The 21,194-nt window shown below is 70.4% G+C and carries 19 protein-coding genes; 7 read left to right on the top strand and 12 right to left on the bottom strand.

Annotated features, from left to right (window positions below; all coding sequences use genetic code 11):
* Positions 1 to 44: 44 nt before the first annotated feature.
* Both SACE_RS11885 and fdhF read left to right on the top strand, forming a co-directional pair.
* Entirely contained in the window at positions 45 to 1,724 is a 1,680-nt protein-coding gene (locus SACE_RS11885; protein ID WP_011873681.1) for an NAD(P)H-dependent oxidoreductase subunit E, read from the top strand.
* Positions 1,724 to 4,393 (top strand): formate dehydrogenase subunit alpha, encoded by a 2,670-nt coding sequence (fdhF, locus tag SACE_RS11880; RefSeq protein ID WP_009947102.1) that lies wholly within the window; start codon positions 1,724 to 1,726, stop codon positions 4,391 to 4,393. Before SACE_RS11885 ends, fdhF begins: the two co-directional genes overlap by 1 nt.
* 28 nt (positions 4,394 to 4,421) lie before the next feature.
* On the opposite strand, the gene SACE_RS11875 is transcribed toward fdhF, so the two are convergent.
* The 10 genes from SACE_RS11875 to SACE_RS11830 all read right to left on the bottom strand — a co-directional run bounded on the left by SACE_RS11875 (position 4,422) and on the right by SACE_RS11830 (position 15,340).
* On the bottom strand, positions 4,422 to 5,204 hold the full coding sequence (locus SACE_RS11875) for a sulfite exporter TauE/SafE family protein (protein ID WP_029621669.1): 783 nt from the start codon (positions 5,202 to 5,204) through the stop codon (positions 4,422 to 4,424).
* A gap of 79 nt (positions 5,205 to 5,283) precedes the next feature.
* Complete coding sequence (locus SACE_RS11870) at positions 5,284 to 5,862, bottom strand: rhodanese-like domain-containing protein (protein WP_009947104.1); 579 nt, start codon at positions 5,860 to 5,862, stop codon at positions 5,284 to 5,286.
* 58 nt (positions 5,863 to 5,920) lie between these two features.
* Positions 5,921 to 7,348, bottom strand: coding sequence for an MBL fold metallo-hydrolase (locus SACE_RS11865; protein WP_009947105.1), 1,428 nt, complete (start codon positions 7,346 to 7,348; stop codon positions 5,921 to 5,923).
* 162 nt (positions 7,349 to 7,510) lie between these two features.
* The gene (locus tag SACE_RS11860; protein WP_011873679.1) at positions 7,511 to 7,780 is read right to left on the bottom strand and encodes a metal-sensitive transcriptional regulator; all 270 of its coding nucleotides are present in this window, start codon (positions 7,778 to 7,780) and stop codon (positions 7,511 to 7,513) included.
* Positions 7,781 to 8,035: 255 nt separating this feature from the next.
* Positions 8,036 to 9,040 carry an Acg family FMN-binding oxidoreductase gene (locus SACE_RS11855; protein ID WP_009947107.1) on the bottom strand — a complete coding sequence of 335 codons (1,005 nt, stop codon included), beginning with the start codon at positions 9,038 to 9,040 and terminating at the stop codon, positions 8,036 to 8,038.
* 31 nt (positions 9,041 to 9,071) lie between these two features.
* On the bottom strand, positions 9,072 to 9,341 hold the full coding sequence (locus SACE_RS11850) for a DUF1876 domain-containing protein (protein ID WP_011873678.1): 270 nt from the start codon (positions 9,339 to 9,341) through the stop codon (positions 9,072 to 9,074).
* A 233-nt stretch (positions 9,342 to 9,574) separates the two neighbouring features.
* Positions 9,575 to 10,450, bottom strand: a complete 876-nt coding sequence (locus SACE_RS11845) for a universal stress protein (RefSeq protein WP_009947109.1) — start codon at positions 10,448 to 10,450, stop codon at positions 9,575 to 9,577.
* A gap of 147 nt (positions 10,451 to 10,597) precedes the next feature.
* On the bottom strand, positions 10,598 to 13,240 hold the full coding sequence (locus tag SACE_RS11840) for a cation-translocating P-type ATPase (protein WP_173401347.1): 2,643 nt from the start codon (positions 13,238 to 13,240) through the stop codon (positions 10,598 to 10,600).
* 186 nt (positions 13,241 to 13,426) lie between these two features.
* A complete protein-coding gene (locus SACE_RS11835; RefSeq protein WP_009947111.1) occupies positions 13,427 to 14,764 on the bottom strand; it encodes a nicotinate phosphoribosyltransferase in 1,338 nt (445 codons plus the stop codon).
* 12 nt (positions 14,765 to 14,776) lie between these two features.
* Positions 14,777 to 15,340, bottom strand: a complete 564-nt coding sequence (locus SACE_RS11830) for a hypothetical protein (RefSeq protein WP_009947112.1) — start codon at positions 15,338 to 15,340, stop codon at positions 14,777 to 14,779.
* Positions 15,341 to 15,779: 439 nt separating this feature from the next.
* On the opposite strand from SACE_RS11830, the gene SACE_RS36275 reads away from it, so the two are divergent.
* A complete protein-coding gene (locus SACE_RS36275) occupies positions 15,780 to 16,220 on the top strand; it encodes a universal stress protein (protein WP_009947113.1) in 441 nt (146 codons plus the stop codon).
* A gap of 108 nt (positions 16,221 to 16,328) precedes the next feature.
* Here SACE_RS36275 and fbp read toward each other — a convergent pair whose 3' ends face one another.
* Positions 16,329 to 17,447 carry a fructose-1,6-bisphosphate aldolase/phosphatase gene (fbp, locus tag SACE_RS11820; protein WP_009947115.1) on the bottom strand — a complete coding sequence of 373 codons (1,119 nt, stop codon included), beginning with the start codon at positions 17,445 to 17,447 and terminating at the stop codon, positions 16,329 to 16,331.
* Positions 17,448 to 17,610: 163 nt separating this feature from the next.
* Positions 17,611 to 17,853, bottom strand: coding sequence for a hypothetical protein (locus tag SACE_RS11815; protein ID WP_011873677.1), 243 nt, complete (start codon positions 17,851 to 17,853; stop codon positions 17,611 to 17,613).
* A 504-nt stretch (positions 17,854 to 18,357) separates the two neighbouring features.
* Here SACE_RS11815 and SACE_RS11805 point away from each other — a divergent pair.
* From SACE_RS11805 to SACE_RS11790, 4 genes are all read left to right on the top strand, one after another.
* Positions 18,358 to 18,729: a CBS domain-containing protein gene (locus SACE_RS11805; RefSeq protein WP_031334473.1), complete on the top strand. Its 372-nt coding sequence runs from the start codon at positions 18,358 to 18,360 to the stop codon at positions 18,727 to 18,729.
* Positions 18,730 to 18,825: 96 nt separating this feature from the next.
* Entirely contained in the window at positions 18,826 to 19,692 is an 867-nt protein-coding gene (locus SACE_RS11800) for a universal stress protein (protein ID WP_011873676.1), read from the top strand.
* A gap of 102 nt (positions 19,693 to 19,794) precedes the next feature.
* Complete coding sequence (locus SACE_RS11795; RefSeq protein ID WP_009947151.1) at positions 19,795 to 20,643, top strand: universal stress protein; 849 nt, start codon at positions 19,795 to 19,797, stop codon at positions 20,641 to 20,643.
* A gap of 107 nt (positions 20,644 to 20,750) precedes the next feature.
* Positions 20,751 to 21,185 (top strand): DUF7144 family membrane protein, encoded by a 435-nt coding sequence (locus SACE_RS11790; protein ID WP_011873674.1) that lies wholly within the window; start codon positions 20,751 to 20,753, stop codon positions 21,183 to 21,185.
* The last annotated feature ends 9 nt before the right edge of the window (positions 21,186 to 21,194 follow it).

Raw genomic sequence — 21,194 nt, 5'->3', positions numbered from 1 at the left:
CCGAATCCGGACCCTCGGCCGACACTGACCTCAGGGGGCATGTGATGCGCGAAGCATTCGTGGAGTGGCAGGAGCGCTTCGGACACGAGGGGACCGGCGTTCTGGAGCGGTTGCGGGCCGTGGCCGAGGGTTCCGGGTCGATCACCGGTGCCGATGTGCGCCGCGTTGCCGACGAGTTGGGGTGGCCGGTGGCCGCCGTCGCCGGCGCGGCGTCGTTCTACGCCGACCTCACCGCCCCGCAGGGCCTGCGCCACGTGCGGGTGTGCCGGGGGACGTCCTGCTTCGTGTCCAGCTACGGACGCAATGTCGCTCAGGTCGAGGCCGCGCTGGGGCTGCGGTGCGGGATGCGCGACCCGGAGGGGATCGTGTCGCTCGATGGGGCCTACTGCCTCGGTCACTGCTATGCCTCGCCCGCGGCGCTCAACGGATCGACGCCGATGACCGGGCGCCGCCTCGGCGAACGGCTGCGCAGCGACACCGAGGCCGAGGTGTTGGCGCAGCCGATCCCGTTCCGCGCCGCGAGCCGACAACCGGTGACCCTGGCCGGGCTCAGCGGCGACGCCGGGGAATGGCAGGTTTGGCCGGAGACGGTCAGCTCCGGAGATCCGACGTCGGTTCTGGCCGAGGTCGCCGCTGCCGGGCTGCGCGGCCGCGGCGGGGCGGAGTACCCCGTGGCTGCCAAGTGGCGGGCGGTGGCCCGTGGCCCCGCACCCCGTTACGTCGTGGTCAACGGCGACGAGGGCGATCCGGGCTCCTACTGCGACCGGCTGCTGATGGAAGCCGATCCGCACCGCGTGCTGGAGGGCCTCGCCCTGGCCTGCTTCGCCGCGGGCGCGCACCGCGGTTTCGTGTTCGTGCGGTCGGAATACCCGATCGCGGTGGACCGGATGCGGGTCGCGGTCGCCGAGGCCCGTTCCGCGGGCCATTTCGGTCCGAACGTCCACGGCACCGGCTTCGATCTCGAAATCGATGTCGTGCAAGGCGCCGGTTCCTACGTCGCGGGCGAGGAAACCGCGCTCCTGCACGCACTGCAAGGGCTTCGCGGCGCGGTTCGTCCACGGCCCCCTTATCCGACCAGCTTGGGCTTCGAGGGCCACCCGACCGCGGTCAACAACGTCGAGACCATCGCCACCGTCCCCTGGGTGGTGCGCCATGGCGGTATCGAGTACGCACGGATGGGCACCCCGGAGGAAACCGGCACCAAGTTGGTCAGCCTCAGCGAACGGTTCGCCCGACCAGCGGTCTACGAGGTCGAGTTCGGCACACCGTTGCGTGACATCGTCGAGGTGCTCGGCGGAGGACTGCGGGACGACCGGGAGCTCCGGGCCGTGCAGGTCGGAGGACCGCTGGGCGGCTTCCTCGCACCCGACGAGCTCGACCTGCCACTGCTCGCAGACGCGTTGGCCGACGCCGGGGTGGCCCTCGGGCACGGATCGCTCGTGGCGATCGACCGGTCCGTGTCGGCCCCGGAACTGCTCCGGCACCTGTGGAGCTTCGCCGCCGCCGAGAGCTGCGGCGCGTGCACGCCGTGCAGGGTGGGAAGCCGCCGAGGTCTTGAACTGGCCTACCGCCTGGCCTACACCGACACGGCCGAAACCGAGCACCAGCACCTGCTGGAGGTGATGGGCACCGGCAGCCTCTGCGCGTTCGGTCGCGGCGTCGCCGGCTCGGTGCGCAGCCTCCTGCGCGTCTTCTCCCATGATTTCGGGTCAGGAGTTCTCTGATGCGGCTGACCATCGACGGCACCGCAGCCGACTACCGGGAGGGCGAAACCGTCCTCGACGTCATGCGCTCGATCGGGAGCTACGTGCCCACCCTCTGCCAGGACGACCGGATCTCACCACGGGGCTCGTGCCGGATCTGCCTGGTCGAGGTCGACGGCACCACCGCCGCGGCGTGCACGACCCCGGCCTCCGACGGCATGGTCGTGCGCCGGGACAACCCGCACGTCCGGCTGGCCGCCCGCGGCGCGCTGGAGCTCATCGTCTCCGAACTCCCGCCACGCGCCCTCGACGTCCCCGCCGACCGCAGCGAACTCGTCCGGGCGTGCGACCACTTCGGCATCACCACCACCAGCTTCACCGGCGAAGCCCACCGCAGGGGACTCGACCACTCCCACCCCTACGTCAAACTCGACCGCGACCTGTGCATCGCCTGCGGGCGGTGCGTGGCGATGTGCTCGGAAGTACAAGGCACCTTCGCCCTGGAACTCGTCGGCCGGGGCTTCGACACCGTCGTCTCCCCCGGCGCCGGCGAACCCTGGGTGGATTCACCCTGCGTCGGGTGCGGAGGCTGCGTCGACAGCTGCCCCACCGGGGCGCTGTCGGAGCCCGAACTGCTCGACCCCCGGCCGCTCACCGGAACCGTCACCACGACTTGCGGCTACTGCGGCGTCGGCTGCACGCTCGACGTCCACCTGCGCGGCGGGGAGGTCGCCGTCATCACCCCCACCCGCAGTGCTCCGGTCAACCGCGGGCACGCCTGCATCAAGGGCCGCTTCGCCCACACCTTCACCCGGGCCGACGACCGCCTCACCACACCGCTCATCCGCCGCGACGGACAACTGCAGGAGACCTCCTGGGACGACGCGCTCGGCTTCGTCGCCGACCAGCTCACCGCGATCCGCGCGCAGCACGGACCGGACGCCATCGGCATGATCTCCTCGGCGCGCGCCACCAACGAGGAGAACTACCTCGCGCAGAAGTTCGTCCGCACCGTCATCGGCACCAACACCATCGACAACTGCTCGCGCCTGTGCCACGCACCCTCCGCGGCCGGATTGACCGCGTCGTTCGGACTCGCGGGCGGCACCAACTGCCTCGACGACCTCGACCGCACCGACTGCGTCCTGCTCGCCGGCGCCAACCCCACCGAAGCCCACCCCGTCGTCGGCGCCCGCATCAAGCAGCTCGTGCTCGGCGGCGCCGGACTGATCGTCATCGACCCCCGCGAGACCGAACTCGCCGCACTGGCCGACGTCCACCTGCGACTGCGCCCCGGCACCAACGTCGCCGCCTTCAACGGCCTCGCCCGGCTCCTGCTCGACCACGGCCACATCGCAACCGACTTCCTCACCGAACGCGCCGCCGGGCTCGACGAGTTGACCGCCGTGCTGCACGACTACGCACCCGAACGCGTCAGCGAGATCACCGGCCTGACGACCGCAGACCTGACGCAGGCCGCCGAGCTGTACGGGCAGGCGACCAATCCCGCGATCGTCTACGGGCTCGGCGTCACCGAACACGCGCACGGCACCGACGGCGTCCGCACCCTGGCCAACCTCGCCATCCTCCGGGGCACCGTCGGCACTCCCGGATGCTGCGGCATCCTCCCGCTGCGCGGCCAGAACAACGTCCAGGGCGCCTCCGACATGGGTGCCCTGCCCGACCTCCTCCCCGGCTACCAGCCCATCACAGACCCCCGGGTCCGAGAACGCTTCGCCCGCGTGTGGGGCAGCCCCGTCCCGGAACGCCCGGGACTGCGCATCCCGCAGATGTTCGACGCCGCCGTCGCCGGCGAGCTGCGGGCGCTGTACGTCATCGGCGAGGACATCGCCCAGAGCGACCCCTGCACCAGCCACGTCGAGCACGCCCTGCGCTGCTGCGACCTCGTCGTCTGCCATGACCTGTTCCTGTCGCGCACCGCCGAACTCGCCGACGTCGTGCTTCCGGCCGCGAACTTCCTGGAGAAGGACGGCACCTTCGTCAACTTCGACCGCCGCGTCCAACGCGTGCGCCCCGCACTCGACCCACCCGGCGCGGCCAAGACCGACTTCGACATCCTCCGCCACCTCGCCCACGCCCTCGGCAACGACCTCGGCTGCGCCGGCCCGGCCACCGCCATGGACGAATGCGCCGCACTGACCCCCACCTTCGGCGGCATCTCCCATGCCCGGCTCGACCACGAAGGCCCGCTGCACTGGCCATGCCCCGACACCGACCGTCCCGGCCAACCCGTGCTGCACCTCGACGGTTTCGCCACCCCCGACGGACGCGCCCACCTCGCGGCATGCCCCTACCTGCCGCCCGGCGAACAGGCCGACGCCGAGTTCCCCTTCCTCCTGGTCACCGGACGCCGTCTCGTGCACTACAACACCGGGTCGATGACCCGCCGCACCCCCGACACCGAACTGCTGCCCGCCGAAACCCTCGACGTGCACCCGGCCGACGCCGCCCTGCTCGGCCTCACCGACACCGCACCGGTCGAGGTCACCAGCCGCTGGGGCTCGGTCACCATGCCCACCCGCACCACCCGCGAAGTCAGCCAGGGCCAGGTCTTCGCGGCCTTCCACTTCGCCACCACCCCGACCAACGCCCTGACCTCCCCCCACACCGACAGCGCCACCGGCTGTCCGGAGTACAAGGTCACCGCCGTGGCCTTGCGACCGGGGTGACGGCTCGCCAGGCGGGCTCCAGCAGAACTCATCCCAGCGCGGACGGGTTCACGTACGCCGCTACGGCGACGAACACCGCGACGGCGAGCACGACGTAGGCGAACCACCGGCGCACGGTCGCCGCGTCCAGCCTGGTGGACAACCGAGCAGCCACGATCGACACGACCAGCGCCGTACCCGCGAACAGCAACAGCAGGGAGTGGTCGATTCCTCCGGCCGCGCCGGCGTGTGCGGCGAGTCCTGCGGCGGAGTTGATGAGCACCACCACCAGCGAGGTGGCGACCGCCTCCTGCGCGCCCAGACCCAGCAACAGGCTCAAAGCGGGCACGATGACGAAACCCCCACCGACGCCGAACAGCCCGGTCAGCAAACCGACGACCGCGCCGGTGGCCACCGCCTTGGGCAGGCACGAGCGCCAGTCGACGCCGCCTTCCCGGGTGCGGCAGGCACCAGCCTGGTTCTGCCCGCCGCGCAGCATCCGCACCGCGACGACGATCATGAGTGCGGAGAAGGCCAACAGCAGCCAGCGCTGCGGGAGCAGCCGTCCCAGCGCCGCGCCGCCGAAGGCGGCCGGGGTGCCGGCCGCGCCGAACACCAGCGCGACCGGCCACCGCACGACCGTGCGGCGCTCGCGAGGAAGCAGACCGCCGAGGGAGGACAGCGCGACGACGGCCAGCGAAGTGGGAATCGCCATCTGCAAGGGTTGTCCGACGCCGTATACCAGGGCCGGCACGGCGAGAATCGAACCTCCCGCACCGAGCAGTCCCAACGCCAGGCCGATCACAGCACCGAACGCCACCGCCAAGAGCAAACCGAACACCACCTGTTCCGATGGCGGGGCAGGTCCGCCACCGCTGACGTCATCGCTTCGACTTGCGTCGCCCCGTCGACTAGCCCGCGGTTCGAGCGCCAGGAGCCTTCCCGCTGATCTCTTCGAGCGGGGAGGATGTGTCGGTGGTGGTGGTGCGGTTGTGCGGTAGCAGCCCGAGCAGCCTGGCCATGGCGCAGGTGTTGGTCACCGCGGCGAAGATCAGGCCCGCACCGACGAACCCCGCGATCCACTTCAGCGGTTCGTAGGCCGTGCTCGCCACGACTCCCGTGAGCACGAGCACGCCGGCGGTCAACCGGACCTGCCGCTCCATCGCCCACGTGCCTCGGCCTCGGCTGAGGTCTCCGCCGTCGCGTTCCCAGCCCGTGATGCCGCCGCGCAACACGCTGAGCCGCTCCAGTCCGGCTTCCTCCAGCAGGGCTCGAGCTCGCTCAGCGCGATTCCCCGAGGCGCATACCAACACCACGGGGTCACCGTGCCGCACCGCGCCGAGCTCGTGCCGGTTCTTCTGAATCAGGTCGAGTGGAACGTTGGAGGAGCCCGGGATGTGGGCTGAGGCGAACTCACCCGGTGTGCGCACGTCGATCAGCCGTACCTGGGGTTCTGTCTCGCGCAACTCCCGGACCTGCGCGGTGTCCATGGCTCGGGGCGGGGTTCGGGGCATCTTCGGCATCCTTCCTCGGTTGTTGCGGGTCGTGTCAGGAGGCGTCGGCCATTGGCACGCCTGCTTCGGCGGCGGCGTCGAACCTGTCATCGATGACCACGACCGTCCGACCGGCGGCCTCCAGCAGTGACGCCGCGGCGGTCGCCCGGTATCCGCTGCCGCAGTGCACCCACACCACCCCGTCGGGGACCTCGTCAATCCGGTCCTTGACCGCGTAGAGCGGGATGTGCACCGCGCCGGTGACGTGCGAGGCGGCGAACTCGTTGTTGGTGCGCACGTCCAGCACGACATCAGGCCGGGGCAAGCCCTCGGTGTCGCCGGCCGATGCGGCGGCCAGGTCCGCGAACGTGGCCGTCCGGGTGCTGCTCAGCTGGCTCGGGTCGGCCGCCAGCTCCTCCGGCCGGCCCACGGCCGCCGCGGCGAACTCGTCGATCCCGATCCGCGCCAGTTCGCGCTGCGCCTCGGCCACCTGTTCGCGGGACTCGCCCAGCAGCGTGATCGGCGCGCCCCAGTCGATCATCCACCCGAGCCAGGTCACCATCGGTCCGTCCAGCCCGAGGCTGACCGTGCCCGCCAGGTGCGAGACCACGTATGCCTTGCGGGAACGCAGGTCGACCACCCATTCGCCGTGCTCCAGACGGCGCTTCAGCTCTTCCGGCTGAGCCCGGACCGGAGCGCGGAGGTCCACCGGTGGCGGTCCCGCGGTGTTCTTCACACCCATGTGCGCGTAGTAGGCCGGGTAGGCGTCCAGCCCCGCAAGCGTCTGCTCGACGAAGTCGCGTTCGGCCAACGTCAACGCGGGGTTGATCCGCTTCTGCTCACCCAGCGTCGCCGAGTCGCCGGAGGCCTGAGTGGCCGAGCAGAAGCTACCGAAGCCGTGAGTAGGCCAGAGCTGCGCGCCCTCAGGCAGAATCTCGGCCAGCTTCCGCGCGGACGCGTACTGGTGACGCGCCAGTTCCTCGCTGTGCTGCTCACCCAGCAAATCGGTGCGCCCGGTCGTGCCGAACAACAGCGACCCGCCGGTGAACACGCCCACCGGGCCATCCTGGGATTCCACGACGTAGGACAGGTGGTGGAACGTATGCCCAGGGGTGGCCACCGCCCGCACCCGCATCCTCGACGACAGCTCCACCACTTCGCCGTCCCGCAGCCCCCGACGGTCGAACGGCACGTCGTCCGCGGCCGCGAACCCGTACTCGGCACCGGTCAACCGGGCCAGTTCGAGACCACCGGAGACGTAGTCGTTGTGCACATGCGTTTCGAGCACCAACGCGACGTGCACCCCCAGCCGCCCGGCGGTGGCGATGATCCGGTCCACGTCCCGCTGCGGGTCGACCACCACGGCCACCTCGCCGTCAGTGGCCAGGTAGCTGCGGTCCCCGAGCGAGGACGTCTCGATCACCTCGACCGCCAGTCCACCGGCGAGCCGGTCTTCTTGCTTGACCACGTTGGCCGCCGTCATCACGAAACACCCCTCTCGATCTCGTGCCCGGCGTCGATCCACGCCGGCCTCCCGGGACCGACGCCGTAGCACTTGCTCCAACATGAAACTCCGTAATACCCCAGGGGGTACCAACGCAACACATGGCTGCCCGACGGAGGGACTCAGAGCCGCGAGCCACCCTCAAGCGAGTGCCAGGAACAGCCGCTCCAGCTCCTGCTCGGTCATGGGCGGCTCCTCCCCATCGTCACGCGCCTTCTGGCAGTAACGCATCCCGCTGGCCACGATCTTGAAGCCGGCACGGTCCAGAGCACGGGAAACCGCGGCCAACTGCGTGAGCACCTCTGCGCAGTCACGCCCTTCCTCGATGGCTTCGATCACGCCACCCAACTGCCCGCGCGCTCGGCGCAGCCGCGCCAGCGCGTCACCTACCAACTCCGGCTTCATCTCCATGACGAGCACCTCCAACACCCAGCATAACAGGCATACCCCTGGAGGTATTCCGGGTCGAGAAGGTGGTCCGGATGGTGCGAAAGCTCGCAGCCACCGCTCCGGCACAGACCCGTTGACGTGCGAGTCCGGCCGGTACGAACAGGTCCCGGCACGCACCCGCTCACAACGACATCGCGAAACCGATTGGCTGCTGGAGCGCCACCGCTTGCCCGGAGCACAAGGTCACCGGGGGCCGCGTTGCGACCGCGGCGACGGTCACGGGTTCGCCGGCTCCGCCGAGCCGATCAGCATCTCGGCGGGATCGCGACGAGGAGTCGGCGGCGTCGGCGATCCGTAGCCCACCCGCACCACGGTCTGCGGTCGCAGGCCTCCACCGAGCAGCTCACGCAGTTCGTGCTGCGTCTCCTCGACCTCGACGACCTGCGACACCAGTGACGCGGCCAGGCCCAGCGACGTTGCCGACAGCAACATCCGCTGCAGTGCCTGGCCCGCCTGGAGGTCGGCCGCTCGGCTGTCCTCGTAGGAGCAGAGCACGACCATCAGCGGGTCGTGCTCGAACTCCTTGCCCGGCGTTCGCGGCTGCGCCTGTCCGCCGGAGAAGTCCCGCAGCACCCACTGGTCCTGCGGCTCCCGCTGCGGGCCCGCCGCGGAAGCGGGCACCCCCTCCTCGGCCCCCTCGCCACGGCCGGTCCACCGGGCCAGCTCACTGCGGAAACGCGGATCGGCCATCTGCGCCCGGTGCGCTCGATGCACCAGTCCTTCCAGGCGCCCCCGCTCAGACCGCTCCACCACGTGCAGCCACGCCTGCTCCTCGCGCACCGCCTGCACCAGGGCGCGGCGGTGCCCGGCCGGAACGGGAACGTCGCGGAACGGGCGCCGGTTGCTGCGCCGGGCCGGGATGGCCATGAACAACTCCATGTCGGCAGCCGCAGCAGTGCCACGACTCGGAGCGCGAACCTCGGCCAGCACCGAAGGTCCGGCGAGGCTGGGCAGCAGCGTGATCACGGGACGCAGTCCCGCGTGCTCCACCGCCAAGCGCAGGTTCAGCAACGCCGCTCCGCATCCCAGCCGGAGCTCCCGATCATCCGGATCGGCGACCGGCAGCCGGCGCTGCATGTCGCCATGCAGCTCGATCGCGTGGGGCAGCAGCCGGAACCTCCACGGCTGGCGGTTGTGCAGCGACGGAGCCGCACCCGCGCACCGCACCAGCTCCTCGGTCTGCTCCGGGGACAGTCCCAACGCCGACGGGAAGTCGCTCATCTCGGATCCCCTCCGCGTCTGCCTTCCCGCGCTAGCTGTGCAGGTGCGCCGGCCGTCCGGTGGCCTGCTCGACATCCTCGGTGGCCGCGCGCAGGAGGTGGTGGGCAAGTTCGAACAGGGCCCGGGCGGCTGCCAGCTCGGCTCCGATCTCCGGCACGTCGCGATCGTGCGGATTGCGCTTGGCCAGCCCCCTGCCCCTGAGATCGGTCGCGTCCCGGGTGTGCAGCCGGGCCTCGGCGTGGGTCCGTTCCTCGTCCTCGTCGAGATAGATGTCGACCGACCAGTGCTCAGTGGAAACCATCCCGGCTCCTTGCTTCTCGACTTCGGCGACGACCGCGACCATTCGCCCGTACCAGGGAACACCAGTGCGGTCGGCGACGCACGTACATACGTTGAAATGGTGCGAGGCACACGGTCGTCCGCATCGATAGCGTCATCAACCTCCGCCGGGCGCGGACAGGGGCGAACGGCCTTTCTCCTCCTCGTCGTGCCCGTGCTCGGTGCTCGATCAGCGTCACCGGTTACACCCGCGCCTCAGCGGGCGACGACGACCGGACATGGCGAGTGGTGCAACAGCTGCTGACTCGTGGAACCCAGCAGGAGGCCGGTGAACCCGCCACGCCCGCGGGCTCCCACGACGACGATCTGGGCGTGCTGCGCATGCTCGAGCAGTGCGCGTGCCGGCCGGTCATACGAGACGTACCGCCGGACCTCGACCTCGGGATACTTCGCACACCAGCCGGCGAGCTGCTCGGCGAGCCACCTCTCCTCATCGGTCTGCGCGGTTTCCCAGTCGCCCTCGGTCCACCACGCCTTGTCGCCGGAGACCGAGTGCCAGGTGTGCACCGCTCGGAGCACGACGCCTCTGCGCGACGCGCTCTCGAAGGCGGTGGTCAGCGCCTTCTCGCCGGCAGACGAACCGTCCACCCCGACGACCGCCGGCGCGTCGGGCAGTGCGGTTTCCGGACCGGGTATGACCGCCACCGGGCAGTGACCGTGCGCGCTGAGCGCCACCGCGACCGAACCCACGATCAAGCCGGTCAACGCTCCCAGTCCACGGCTGCCCACGACGACCAGCTGCGCCTCCAGCGACTGGCGGATCAGCACGGTCGCCGCCTGCCCGACGTGCACCTCGGTTCGCACCGCGAGTCCGTCCATCGCGGCCTCGGCGACGTCCTTCGCCTGCTCCAGCCACCGCTCGGCCTGCCGCCGCACCGCGGTCGTATAGGGCTCCGGCAGCGCGACGGCCGGCATGTCCGGGATGAACACCATCGAGAACACGTCGGCGAAGACCAGCCGCAGGTAGGTGTTCCTGCGCCGCGCCTCCGCCGCGGCCCACCGCACCGCGTGGATGGCCGACGACGAGCCGTCGACTCCGGCAACGACCGGTTTCGAACCTGGATTGCTCATCAATCCCCCCGGCATGCATGCCGTGCCCACTCGCGCGAACACCGCCGAACGGCTACCCGCTGCGCGTGTCCGGCAGTCATCACGGAGCCTGGAGTGTCGACCATGGGACGTGTCACTCGGCATCGGCGGCGCCTGGAACCACTCGTACTACGTTCGCGACTCGCGCCGGCGGACCGCCCATCGGTAGAACTCGTCCACCGCCCACACCAGAACCGGGAAGAACGCCATCACCGGGTACAACCAGGCCGGGGGCGGTGCGGTGCCGAAAACGTGCTGGAGCGGAGGCGCGTAGACGATGACCGCGGCGAACAGCAGCTCGAAAACACACCCGGCCAGCAACAGCCGGTTGGTGCCCAGCCCGATTTCGCGCAGCGACGCGTGGTCGGCGCGCGAGGCGAACGCGGTGCCGACCTGGCAGAACACGATGGCCAGGAACGTCGCGGTCGTCGCCTGCCGGTAGACCGGCTCCAGCGCCGGGTCGGTGGCGACGTCGGCACCCGGCCGCCACCCGCCGGCCAGCAGCACCGCGAAGAAGGCGGCAAGGGCGAGTATGCCCGACACGATGCCCATGATCCCCCAGGCGCGCAGCAGCATCCGGCCGGTGACGACGCCCTGCTTGCGCTCACGAGGTGGTTGCCGCATCACGCCGGGCTCCGGGCGTTCGCGGCCCAGCGCCAAGGCGGGCAGGGTCTCGGTACCGAGGTCGATGGCCAGGATCTGCAGCACGGTCAACGGAAGCGGAACCGCACCGCCGGAGAGGGCGAACAGCAGGAACGGAATGACCTCCGGTGGCATGTGCGCGAAGATGTAGAGGATGAACTTGCGCACGTTGGCGTAGACCCGGCGGCCTTCCTCGATCCCGTTGACGATCGTGGCGAAGTTGTCGTCGGTGAGCACGATCGTCGCGGCCTCCCGGGCGACGTCGGTGCCGCTGGCGCCCATGGCGACGCCGAGGTCCGCGCTCCGCAGCGCGGGGGCGTCGTTGACGCCGTCGCCGGTCATCGCGACCACGTGCCCGCAGTGGTGCAGGGCGTCGGCGATGCGCAGCTTGCTCTCCGGCGCCGCCCGGCAGAAAACGACCTCCTGACCGCTGGTGAGCAGCCGGTCCAGCTCGCTCTCGGCCATGGCTTCCAGCGCCACGCCGTCGACCACCTGCTCGGCGTCGATGCCGACCTGCCGGGCGATCGCCGAGGCGGTGCGCCCGTTGTCCCCGGTCACCACGTGGACCCGGATCCCCGCCGAGTGGCAGGCGGCGACCGCGGGAGCCACCTCAGGCCGAGGCGGGTCGATCAGCCCGACAAGCCCGAGCAGGCACAGACCCGACTCGGCGGTGGTGCGCTCGGCCGGCACGAAGGAGAACTCCCTCCGTGCGACCGCGAGCACGCGCAGCCCGCGATCGGCCATGTCGTCGACCGCGACGAGCAGGTCGGCCCGGACCGCACCGGTCATCGTCCGGGCACCACCGCACGCGGGCAGCGCGCTGGTGCACCGGTCGAGCACTTCCTCCGGTGCCCCCTTCACATGCGCGACGAACCCGCCGGCGGTGCGGTCGACGGTGGTCATGCGCTTGAGGTGCGGATCGAAGCGGAACACCCGTGCCCGTTGCCGATCCCTGGTTTCCTCGTCGATGCCCGCGCCGGCGGAACGCGCGAAGGCGAGCAGGGCCAGCTCCGTCGGGTCTCCGGCTCCGGTGCGTTCATCCGCCGTCGTGCAACGGACCAGTGCCGAGGTGAACTCCGTGTGCACGGATGCCGACGCCCCGACGCCGTCGCGCGCCTCCACCACCCGCATACGATTGCGGGTCAGCGTGCCCGTCTTGTCCGTGCAGATCACGGTCGTCGACCCGAGGGTCTCGACTGCCGACAGCCGCTTGACCAGAGCACCGCGCCGAGCCATCCCGCGCACCCCTGCCGCCAGAGCGAGGGTGATGGTCGGCAGCAGCCCTTCGGGCACGTTGGCCACGATCAGCCCGACGGCGAACAGGAATGCCTGCGCCCAGCTCAGCCCCGCCAGCACCCCCAAAGGCAGGAACAGCGCTCCCACGCCGACCGCCACAGCCGCGATCAGCCAGGCGATCCTGCGCACCTGCCTCTCCAGCGGACTCTCCGCGAGACGCACCCGGACCGACAGCGCGGCGATGCGCCCCAACTCGGTGTGCCGGCCGGTGGCGTGCACGACGGCCTCCGCCGAGCCGCTCGTGCACACGGTTCCGGAGAACACCAGCACCGGGGAATCGAGCCGTCGCGCCGCGGTGTCCAGCAGGTCCGCCGCGCGCTCCACCGGGCTGGACTCCCCGGTCAACGCCGAGGCGTCGATCTCCACCGCTCCGCTGACCAACCTCCCGTCGGCCGCCACCCGCTCCCCTTCACCGAGCAGCAGGACATCACCTGGGACCAACGCCGTAGCCGGCACCGACCGCACCTGGCCGTCCCGGCGCACCTCGCACTGCTGCGGCAGGTAGTCCCCCAGCGACCGGACCGCCTGCTCGGCCTGCTCCTCCTGCCAGAACGCCAGCAGCGCATTGAGCACGATGACCGCCACGATCGCCCACGCCAGCTCCACGGTTCCGGCCAGCCATGCCAGCACCGCGGCCACCCACAGCAACAGCGCCAGCGGGTGGGTGAACTGCCTCAGCAACGCCGCGGGCCACTGCCGCACGCGGTGCTGGGGCAACGTGTTGAGGCCATGCACCGCCTGCCGCCGCTGGGCCTCCCGCTCGGTCAGGCCTTCGAGTCGTGTCCGCAGATCGCGCAGGAGCCGTCCCACCGGCTCGCGCGGGTCGACCGGCATCGGCTCGCGGTGCTGCTCGGCTACCCGCGCCCGGTGCGGATGGGCCACGGCAAGCCTCCTTCCGGGGCCGGCGCACGCGTCAGTGTGCGACCACACCGCGGCCAACGCAGCCCACCTCGGCCGTCCACACCCGACACGAGGCCTCGCCGGATCACCAGTCGACAGGTACCGCGGGAGCGGTCCGCGTCAAGGTTGCTCCGCCGGTTCGGGGCCGTGCTTGACCGCCAGGGAACGCTGGAGGCCGTCGGTCAACCGCCTGAGCTCAGGCGTCCAAGCCACCTCGCCCGGCGAGGGGTCCACCAGCAGCCGTGCGCGTTCGGGAAGCCAGCCCAGGTCGTGTTCGCACCAGGCTCGCGCGGATGCAACCCCATCGCCGGCCACCCGCACCCCACCCGTCATCGCGGGCCGCAGCAGGGCCTCCCTCCCGTCCGGAGGCGGCTCCTCCCGGAGAGCGAGGAGGTCCGCCTCGCCCGTGCCGCCGCGGTAGACCTGCTTGGCGCCGGGCGCGGTCAGCTTCTCCGGCGACAGCTTCATCACCGGACGGCCCTCGTACTCGACGAGCTTGTAGGCGCTGTCGAGGGACGGCGCGTCAGCCGAGACACCCATGCGCGTGCCTATCCCGAACGCGTCGATCGGTGCGCCCGCGGCGGTGATCTCGGCCAGCCGGTGCTCGTCGAGGCCACCGCTGGCCATGATCCGGGCGCCGGTGAGTCCCGCCTCGTCCAGCAGCTCCCGCGTCTGCTTCGACAGCCCCGCGAGATCGCCGGAATCGAGCCGCACCCCGAGTGGGCCGCGCACTTCGGACGCGAGCTCGATCGCGGTGCGGACGCCGTGCAGCGTGTCGTAGGTGTCCACCAGGAGCACCGCGGCTTCCGGGAAGTCCCGCGCGAAAGCCAGGAACGCGTCCCGCTCGCAGGGAAACGCCTCGACGTAGGAGTGCGCCATCGTGCCCACCGGGCGCAGTCCGAACTCCCGCGCCGCGGCGACGTAGCTGGTGCCGGTGAACCCCGCGATCGCCGAGGCGCGGGCCACGGCCCTGGCGGCTTCCAGGCCGTGCGTGCGGCGGGCCGCGAAGTCGACCAGCTCCGCACCAGGTGCGGCGAGCCTGCACCGCGCGGCCTTGGTCGCCACCGAGGACTCGAACGTCACGAAGTTGAGCAACGCCGTCTCGGCCAGCTGCGCCTGCGCTATCGGGGCCGTCACCTCGATGAACGGCTCTCCCGCGAAAACCACCCGTCCCTCCGGTACCGCCAGCACCTCGCCTTCGAACCTCAGCTCCCCGAGCGCGGCCAGGTCGCCGTCAGGCAGCCCGACGACGTCACCGAGGTAGGCCAGCTCATCCGCGTCGAAGCGCAACCGCTCCAGGAAGCTCAGGCAGTCGGCCAGGCCGGCGGCGACGAGGAAACCCCTGGCACGCGGCAGCTTCCGCGCGAACAGGCTGAACGTGGCAGGGGCGTTCATACCCCGCCTCAGGTAGCTGGCCGCCATCCTGATCTCGTAGAGGTCGGCGCACAGGGCGGTCATCAGCGCCGTCCGTCACACCGCGGTCGCCCGTTCGGCGGCGGCGCGCAGGGTGGCGCGCATGATCGTCCGCACGAAGGGCGCAGCCGTCCGCCAGTAGACGCCGAAAACCCTTCGGGTCAGCGGGTCGGTGAGTGTCGTCCGCACGTCGTAGGTCATCAGGCTGCCGCCCCGGCCGTACGGCCGCACCGATACCGACATCACGATCTTGCCGCGGCGCGGACGACCGTACTCGGCGAACTCCTCCGCCGACACGGGTTCCGGGCGGACGATGGGTGTCCAGAACCGGCCGACCGCCCCGAAGACCGCCTCCCGCCCCGGCTGTTCGCCCAGCAGGGCCCAGTCGCCCCCGGCGACGAGGTCGTCGAAGGTGAGCCGCGTCCGCTGCCTCGGCAACCGGTGCCGCCTGAGCCTGGCGGGCATGCCGCGCAACCACATGGCCATGCCGGCAACCCGCGAACGGATAGTCAGCAGGTCCAGGTGGCGCAACGCCGGGTAGGCCGCCTCCGGCGGTGCGTCGACGAGCAGGTGCTCCACCGCCCGGAAGTCCGCGTGCGCGGCGAAGTCGTCAACGGTCACCGCCGCACTCGTCAACTCCCAGTCGGCTGGCCTGACATCGGGCTCCGATCGAGTCTTGCGCTCCTTCTTCCCCTCCACCGGCCTGCACCTCCTTCGAGCTGTGGGCGGTGCGCCGCCTCGCCGACCCCGCCGCGGACGTCGGTGGCACGCCCGCCAGAGCCCGCATCGAACCTCGCCGCCAGGCCCTTCCATGCAACGCCACAAACCCGTATCGACCATCGCATCTGCGCCGGCTTGTCCGGCAGAGGAGTTGGTCCCCGCCCGGGGGGACGCAACCCACGTGCTTGCGCCGCCCACGCTGTCCCCTGCTCAATCGGTGAAGTCGCGGTCGCGGGCCGCCAACCGGCCACGACGACCGTCGGAGCCGGGCCCACCGCACCCTCCGCTGGCAGGTCTGCGGGGCCGAGCCGATCCTTGAGGCACGTTGTGGAGGTCACCCATGAGCAACGAGCACACCTACATGATCGTGGTCGGCGTTGACGGTTCACCCGCCTCCAAGGCAGCGCTTCGGTGGGCGGTCTGGCACGCGGGTCTCGCGCACGGGGCCATCACCGCGTTGACGGCCTGGCATGCCCCGCACGTCTACGACTGGGACGTTCCGGGACTACAGGGCGTCGTCGACACCGCCGCGAAGAAACTCAGCGAAGTTGTCGAGGAAGTCGTGGGCGATACCGAGGTCGCAGTCCGCAAAGAAGTCGCACAGGGGCATCCGGCCAGAGCACTGCTGGACATCGCCGAACAAAGCAACGCAGATCTCCTCGTTCTCGGCAATCGCGGACACGGCGGCTTCACCGAAGCGCTCCTCGGGTCGGTCAGCCAGTACTGCGTCCACCACGCCCGCTGCCCCGTGGTGATCGTCCGCGGACACTCCGCCCAGTAGAACGCGGCTGGCCCCACCTCCGTTTCGGTCCTGTGGCCGTGAGCATGTAACCCCCATGCCCTCAACCGGCGCGGGGTGTACAACGCGCATCCGGAAGCAAGCGGTGCTTCAGCGCGGCACTGGCACGGCTGCTTCGACCATCGGCTGCCAGCGGTCTGCCAGGCGCTTCTCCAGAGTCGCCATGGTCGTGTACTCCAGGTCCTCCAGCGGAAGCCGGTGCGGCTCGAACGGCCCGTGTCGCCTCAGGTAGTCCATCACCTCGTTGCACTGCGCCCTGGCCCGGTCGAACGACGGATCGTCGAACAGATCACGCGGTCCGATGAGCTTGCTCTCGTGGACCTGGAAGCCCAGGGCGACCACACGCGGCGGCCCGTCGAACCTCGCCGGGTGCGCGTCGCCGGTGCTGACGGGCATCATCGGCGCGTGGTGCGAACCCCGCATGCACCCGCCTGCCGTGTAGGCGAAGGCGAACGGCTCCAGCACCTCACCCAGCGCAGGCAGACCGGACTGGCAACGCACGATCATCACCGGATCGTCCTTGCCGACGTACTTGCCCGCGATCAGCGACAACCGCTGCGTGGAGGTCGCCACCGCCTGCTCGTCCAGCGTCTTGGACTCCACCGAGTGGATCACGTACCGCGCCGGAGCGCCGATGAACATCAGCATCTCGTACAACTCGGACGGGCAGTCGAACCAGATCCGCTTCTCCTCGAACAGGTCGTAGACCTCGAACCTGAACCCGGCGTGCATCTTCGCGTCGATCACCAACCCGGCGGTGTTGAACGGATCGGCGAAAATCTTGTACAGCGGCAGGTTCCACGCGCCCGGCTCGGTCTTGTCGGCCAGGAAGCACACCACCGGTTCGCTCGGCCGCTCGGTGAACTCCAGCTCGGCATACCCCGGCCCCATGCCACGCAGGTTCCCGCTGAAGGCGTCCGACAGCAGATCCTGCCCGGCCCCGTACAGGCCGAGCCGCTTCGCGATCCCCGTGGTCCGGCCGAACACGTCCCACGCGAACGAGTGCACCTCCTCGGCGTCCGCACCGCGCTCGTGCGTCATGATCAACGAGAGGTCGTCTCCGCAACTGGCGACCTTCCCATCCAACAACAACCCGTCGCCGACCGCGGTGCTCACCGCGTCCCGGGCCTCGGTCACCATCTCCGGATGCACGGCCGAGTGACCCACGAATCCCCCGGTGTCGGCCTTGATGATGCTCAGCGTGACCATGCCACCCTCCAATAAGAGGCCATCGCTGCTACCATGCGCCCCACTCACGGCTCTGACCAGGGCCAACGGCCCCATCTGCCCCTACGTCGGGTCACCGTGCTCGGACTTCAGCACCGTGGCCAGGCACAGAAACACGACGGTACCGATGGGGATGAGCGGCGGTTCAAGAGCCGCCGGCGCCGCGAGACATCCCGCCAGCACGCAACACACGCCAAGTACTTGAACGCCATCGAAGTGGTCGGAAACCACCCTCCGACAGGACGGCAGCGACGGCCAGCACAGCGGTCTTCAGGTACGTGGTCAGGTAGACGCTGAACGCCACGAACCCGCCGAACGTCAGCGCGTAGAGCACGGCCAACTGCCACGTCACCGGCATCCGCAAGGCGCCGACCGTGCGCTGGATCATGGGCTCCGACGGCAACGCGCGCCCCGGGGGGACTTCGCAGCAACGGGTACAGCACCGCGACGCGACCAGTGCGACGGCTACGGTGTTGAACGGCGCCTCGGGACCGAAGCGCCGGCGAGCGGGATCGTGGTGAACGAGGCGATGGCCGTGCCCCCGGCGCCGATGCCGAAAGCGCCCAGCGCCGCACCTCGGCGAGAGCGCGGGACCCAGGCGTTGACCGCTGTCACCCCGATCGCGAAAGTCGTCCCGCCCGGCCCCAGCAAAGCGGCACCGGCAAACGACACCTCCACGATCCCGTCCCGGTGCACGGGGCCAGGGCAAGGCGGCCTTGGCCACCAAGCACCGTGCGGAGTACCCGTAGGTTGGGCTGCCCAGTTCTGGAACCAAAGCTCGGCGGGCACACCGAGCGGGTGGAGGTGACCTGAGGCCCTGGTCAACGACGCCCGTTCGGAGCTACACAGCCATCGTCACCGATGCGGCGGGCTGCAACCTCCGGGAGAAGCCATGCGTGTTGAACAGGTCTACCATCCGGGCGCATTGACCTGCGAGGCCACCGACACCCTCGACGTGGTCGCGAGGAAGATGACCGACGAGCACGTGGGAGCCTTCGCTGTGCTCGACGGGAACCGGATCCTGGGCATCATTTCCGAACGGGATCTCGTGCGAGCCGTCGCCGAGGGCGCGGATCCGGCTGTCACCAAGGCGGGGGTGCTCGCCTCACGTCAGGTCGAAACGGCACGACTCGACGAGGACATCGCCGATGTCGCACGCCGCATGCTCGACGCCGGAATCCGCCACCTACCGGTTCTGCGCGAGCGGCTGGTCGTGGGCGTGGTCTCCATGCGAGACCTGCTCGCCGTGGAGACGCGGCTGTAGGAGCGTCCCGACGCCGCGGACGTCCTTCGGTGCTGACGCCCGCACCGGCCGGCGTGGGCTGCAACATCCAAGCGTGGTGCGGTCGGAGGTGACAGCATGCACGGGCTGCACACCGATTACGTCATCGCCGGTTTCGACGGTTCGGCGGAGTCCCGCAGGGCAGCGTGGTGGGCTGCATCCGAGGCAGCGAGCCGCCACCAGCCCCTCGTGCTGGTGCATGCCTTCTCGATCGCGCTGGAAGAGCTGACCCGCATCCACCTGCCCAGCGAGGCCGTCGTCGACGAACCGTTGCACAGCGCCGCGCAACCCGTGCTGGAGGATCTCGCCGCGCAGATTCGGGAGGGCATGCCCGGGCTGCAGGTCCGGACCGGGGTGCGAATGGGGCATCCCGCGAGCGTGCTGGTCGATGCCGCCGTGGGGGCGAGTGTCCTGGTCCTGGGCCCGCCGCGTCTCAGCCGCACCCGGCGCGTGCTGCTGGGGTCCACCGCTGACGAACTCGTGCGCACCGCCCACGTACCCGTGGTGGTCGTGCGCGGAGAGCACGGAGCCGTTCTCGCGTCACCGACCCCACCGGAACTCTCGCACATCGTCGTGGGCGTGGACGGTTCGCCGTGCAGCACCAGAGCGATCGGTTTCGCGTTCGACTTCGCCGACCGGCACAACGCCGAGCTGGTGGGCCTGCTGGTCGGCCGGCGGGACCACCGCACCGGCTCCGACGACGCGCGCCGCGGCATCCTGTCGGACGCCATGAGCGTGTGGACCGAGCGCTACCCGGACGTAGTGGTGCGGGAGGAGGTCACCACCGCCGAGCACCCGGCCGACGCCCTGCTCACCGCCGCGGTCGACGCCGATCTGCTCGTCGTGGGTGTACGAGGTCACGGAGCCGTCCACACGACCTGCCTGGGTTCGGTGAGCCATGCCGTGGTGCACTACGCCCCCTGCCCGGTAGCAGTGGTGCGGTGACCTGCTTCCGATATGGCCCGCACGTGGTGACCATGCGGCCCGGCAGCAGTCCACGCATCCTGGGCGCGGCGAACGGGACGGCACCGAGGAGAGCGAGTCGCGATGGTCACGCAGGAGGAGCCCCTGGTCGTGGGCACCGACGGATCGGCCCAGTCGCGACTCGCCGTGTCCTGGGCCGCCGCCGAAGCCGCCCGACGCGCCACGGCGGTCCGCGTGGTGTCGGTCAACGACGACCCCCACCTCGACGAGAAGCTCTGGACGGACCTGGAGACCCTGGTCGAGGAAACTCGCCACGAGTACCCGGAGGTCGAGCTCTACCCGAAGATCGCCCGCGGTCACCCGGCTGCCGAGTTGGTCCGCAGATCCTGCGAAGCGCCCCTGGTCGTCGTGGGCTCGCGAGGGCGAAGTCCACTGCGGGCGACGCTGCTCGGGTCGGTGAGCACGAAGGTCGCCACGCACGCGCACTGCCCGGTCGTCGTCGTTCGAAACCAGGCGAACGGCGCCGGGGACGTTGTCGTCGGCTTGGACGACTCCGGCTACAGCCAGGCGGCCCTCCGGTTCGCCTTCGACGCCGCGGCGGCCCGCGGCACCGAACTGGTGGCCGTTCAGGTGTGGCAGCCCGTCGATCCCTCCGCAGTGCTGCCCATGCTCGACAGCGACATGCGCGACCTGGCCGAGTCGGCCGAACGCGGCCTCGCCGAGCAACTGGCGGGATGGTCCGAGCAGTACCCGACCGTGCCGGTACGGCGGATAGCACGGCAGGGCCATCCCGTGTTCGAGCTGACCTGCCTGGGACGCGACGCCCGGCTCGTGGTCGTCGGACACCGCGGACGGGGAGGGTTCACCGGCCTGCTGATGGGATCGGTGGCCACGGGTGTCCTGCAGCACGCGACCTGTCCAGTCGCGGTCGTGCGCCGCGCGCCCGGGCTGACAACATCCCCGGGGCGCTGATCGCTGCACAAGGACGTTTTCCTCTTCGGCCTCGCCACCCCATCTCGGACTCTTGACTGGGTCCCCGTTGCGGCGAACCGACACTTCGGCAGCAGGAGTTGAGGGCAATGGCACAGGCAGCGCACGGCGCCCGCGGAGCACGTCCTTCCCCCGCGCCCTGGACCGGCGGGATGGAGCTGTTCGCCGCCGTAATGATGATCCTCATCGGACTCTTCCACCTCGCCGTAGGACTCGCCGCGATCCTGCAGAGCTCGTTCCAGGTGGTCACCGACGACTACATCTACTCCTTCGACATCACCTCGTGGGGCTGGGTCCACCTCGTCCTCGGCGTCCTCATCGGTCTCGTCGGCATCGCGCTGATCATGGGCCAGACCTGGGCCCGCGTGGTCGGCATGATCCTCGCCGGGCTCAGCATCCTCGGCAACTTCCTGTTCATCCCCTACCAGCCGGTGTGGTCAGTGCTGGTCATCGCCATCGACGTCGCCGTGATCTGGGCACTGACCCTGCGACTGCGAGAACTTCCGGAGTCGCAGACCCGGTAGACGGGAACC

The organism is Saccharopolyspora erythraea NRRL 2338 (genome assembly GCF_000062885.1).
Taxonomy (GTDB): domain Bacteria; phylum Actinomycetota; class Actinomycetes; order Mycobacteriales; family Pseudonocardiaceae; genus Saccharopolyspora_D; species Saccharopolyspora_D erythraea.
The sequence above is the reverse complement of the archived record's forward strand: the minus strand, read 5'-3'. Positions and strand labels throughout refer to the sequence as shown.

Excerpts from the sequence above, each read along its gene's own strand:
- SACE_RS11885 (WP_011873681.1), top strand. The coding sequence starts at position 45 with ATGCGCGAAGCATTCGTGGAGTGGCAGGAGCGCTTCGGACACGAGGGG.
- fdhF (WP_009947102.1), top strand. The coding sequence starts at position 1,724 with ATGCGGCTGACCATCGACGGCACCGCAGCCGACTACCGGGAGGGCGAA.
- SACE_RS11870 (WP_009947104.1), bottom strand. The coding sequence starts at position 5,862 with ATGGACACCGCGCAGGTCCGGGAGTTGCGCGAGACAGAACCCCAGGTA.
- SACE_RS11865 (WP_009947105.1), bottom strand. The coding sequence starts at position 7,348 with ATGACGGCGGCCAACGTGGTCAAGCAAGAAGACCGGCTCGCCGGTGGA.
- SACE_RS11860 (WP_011873679.1), bottom strand. The coding sequence starts at position 7,780 with ATGGAGATGAAGCCGGAGTTGGTAGGTGACGCGCTGGCGCGGCTGCGC.
- SACE_RS11855 (WP_009947107.1), bottom strand. The coding sequence starts at position 9,040 with ATGAGCGACTTCCCGTCGGCGTTGGGACTGTCCCCGGAGCAGACCGAG.
- SACE_RS11850 (WP_011873678.1), bottom strand. The coding sequence starts at position 9,341 with ATGGTTTCCACTGAGCACTGGTCGGTCGACATCTATCTCGACGAGGAC.
- SACE_RS11845 (WP_009947109.1), bottom strand. The coding sequence starts at position 10,450 with ATGAGCAATCCAGGTTCGAAACCGGTCGTTGCCGGAGTCGACGGCTCG.
- SACE_RS11840 (WP_173401347.1), bottom strand. The coding sequence starts at position 13,240 with ATGCCGGTCGACCCGCGCGAGCCGGTGGGACGGCTCCTGCGCGATCTG.
- SACE_RS11835 (WP_009947111.1), bottom strand. The coding sequence starts at position 14,764 with ATGACCGCCCTGTGCGCCGACCTCTACGAGATCAGGATGGCGGCCAGC.
- SACE_RS36275 (WP_009947113.1), top strand. The coding sequence starts at position 15,780 with ATGAGCAACGAGCACACCTACATGATCGTGGTCGGCGTTGACGGTTCA.
- fbp (WP_009947115.1), bottom strand. The coding sequence starts at position 17,447 with ATGGTCACGCTGAGCATCATCAAGGCCGACACCGGGGGATTCGTGGGT.
- SACE_RS11815 (WP_011873677.1), bottom strand. The coding sequence starts at position 17,853 with ATGATCCAGCGCACGGTCGGCGCCTTGCGGATGCCGGTGACGTGGCAG.
- SACE_RS11805 (WP_031334473.1), top strand. The coding sequence starts at position 18,358 with ATGCGTGTTGAACAGGTCTACCATCCGGGCGCATTGACCTGCGAGGCC.
- SACE_RS11800 (WP_011873676.1), top strand. The coding sequence starts at position 18,826 with ATGCACGGGCTGCACACCGATTACGTCATCGCCGGTTTCGACGGTTCG.
- SACE_RS11795 (WP_009947151.1), top strand. The coding sequence starts at position 19,795 with ATGGTCACGCAGGAGGAGCCCCTGGTCGTGGGCACCGACGGATCGGCC.
- SACE_RS11790 (WP_011873674.1), top strand. The coding sequence starts at position 20,751 with ATGGCACAGGCAGCGCACGGCGCCCGCGGAGCACGTCCTTCCCCCGCG.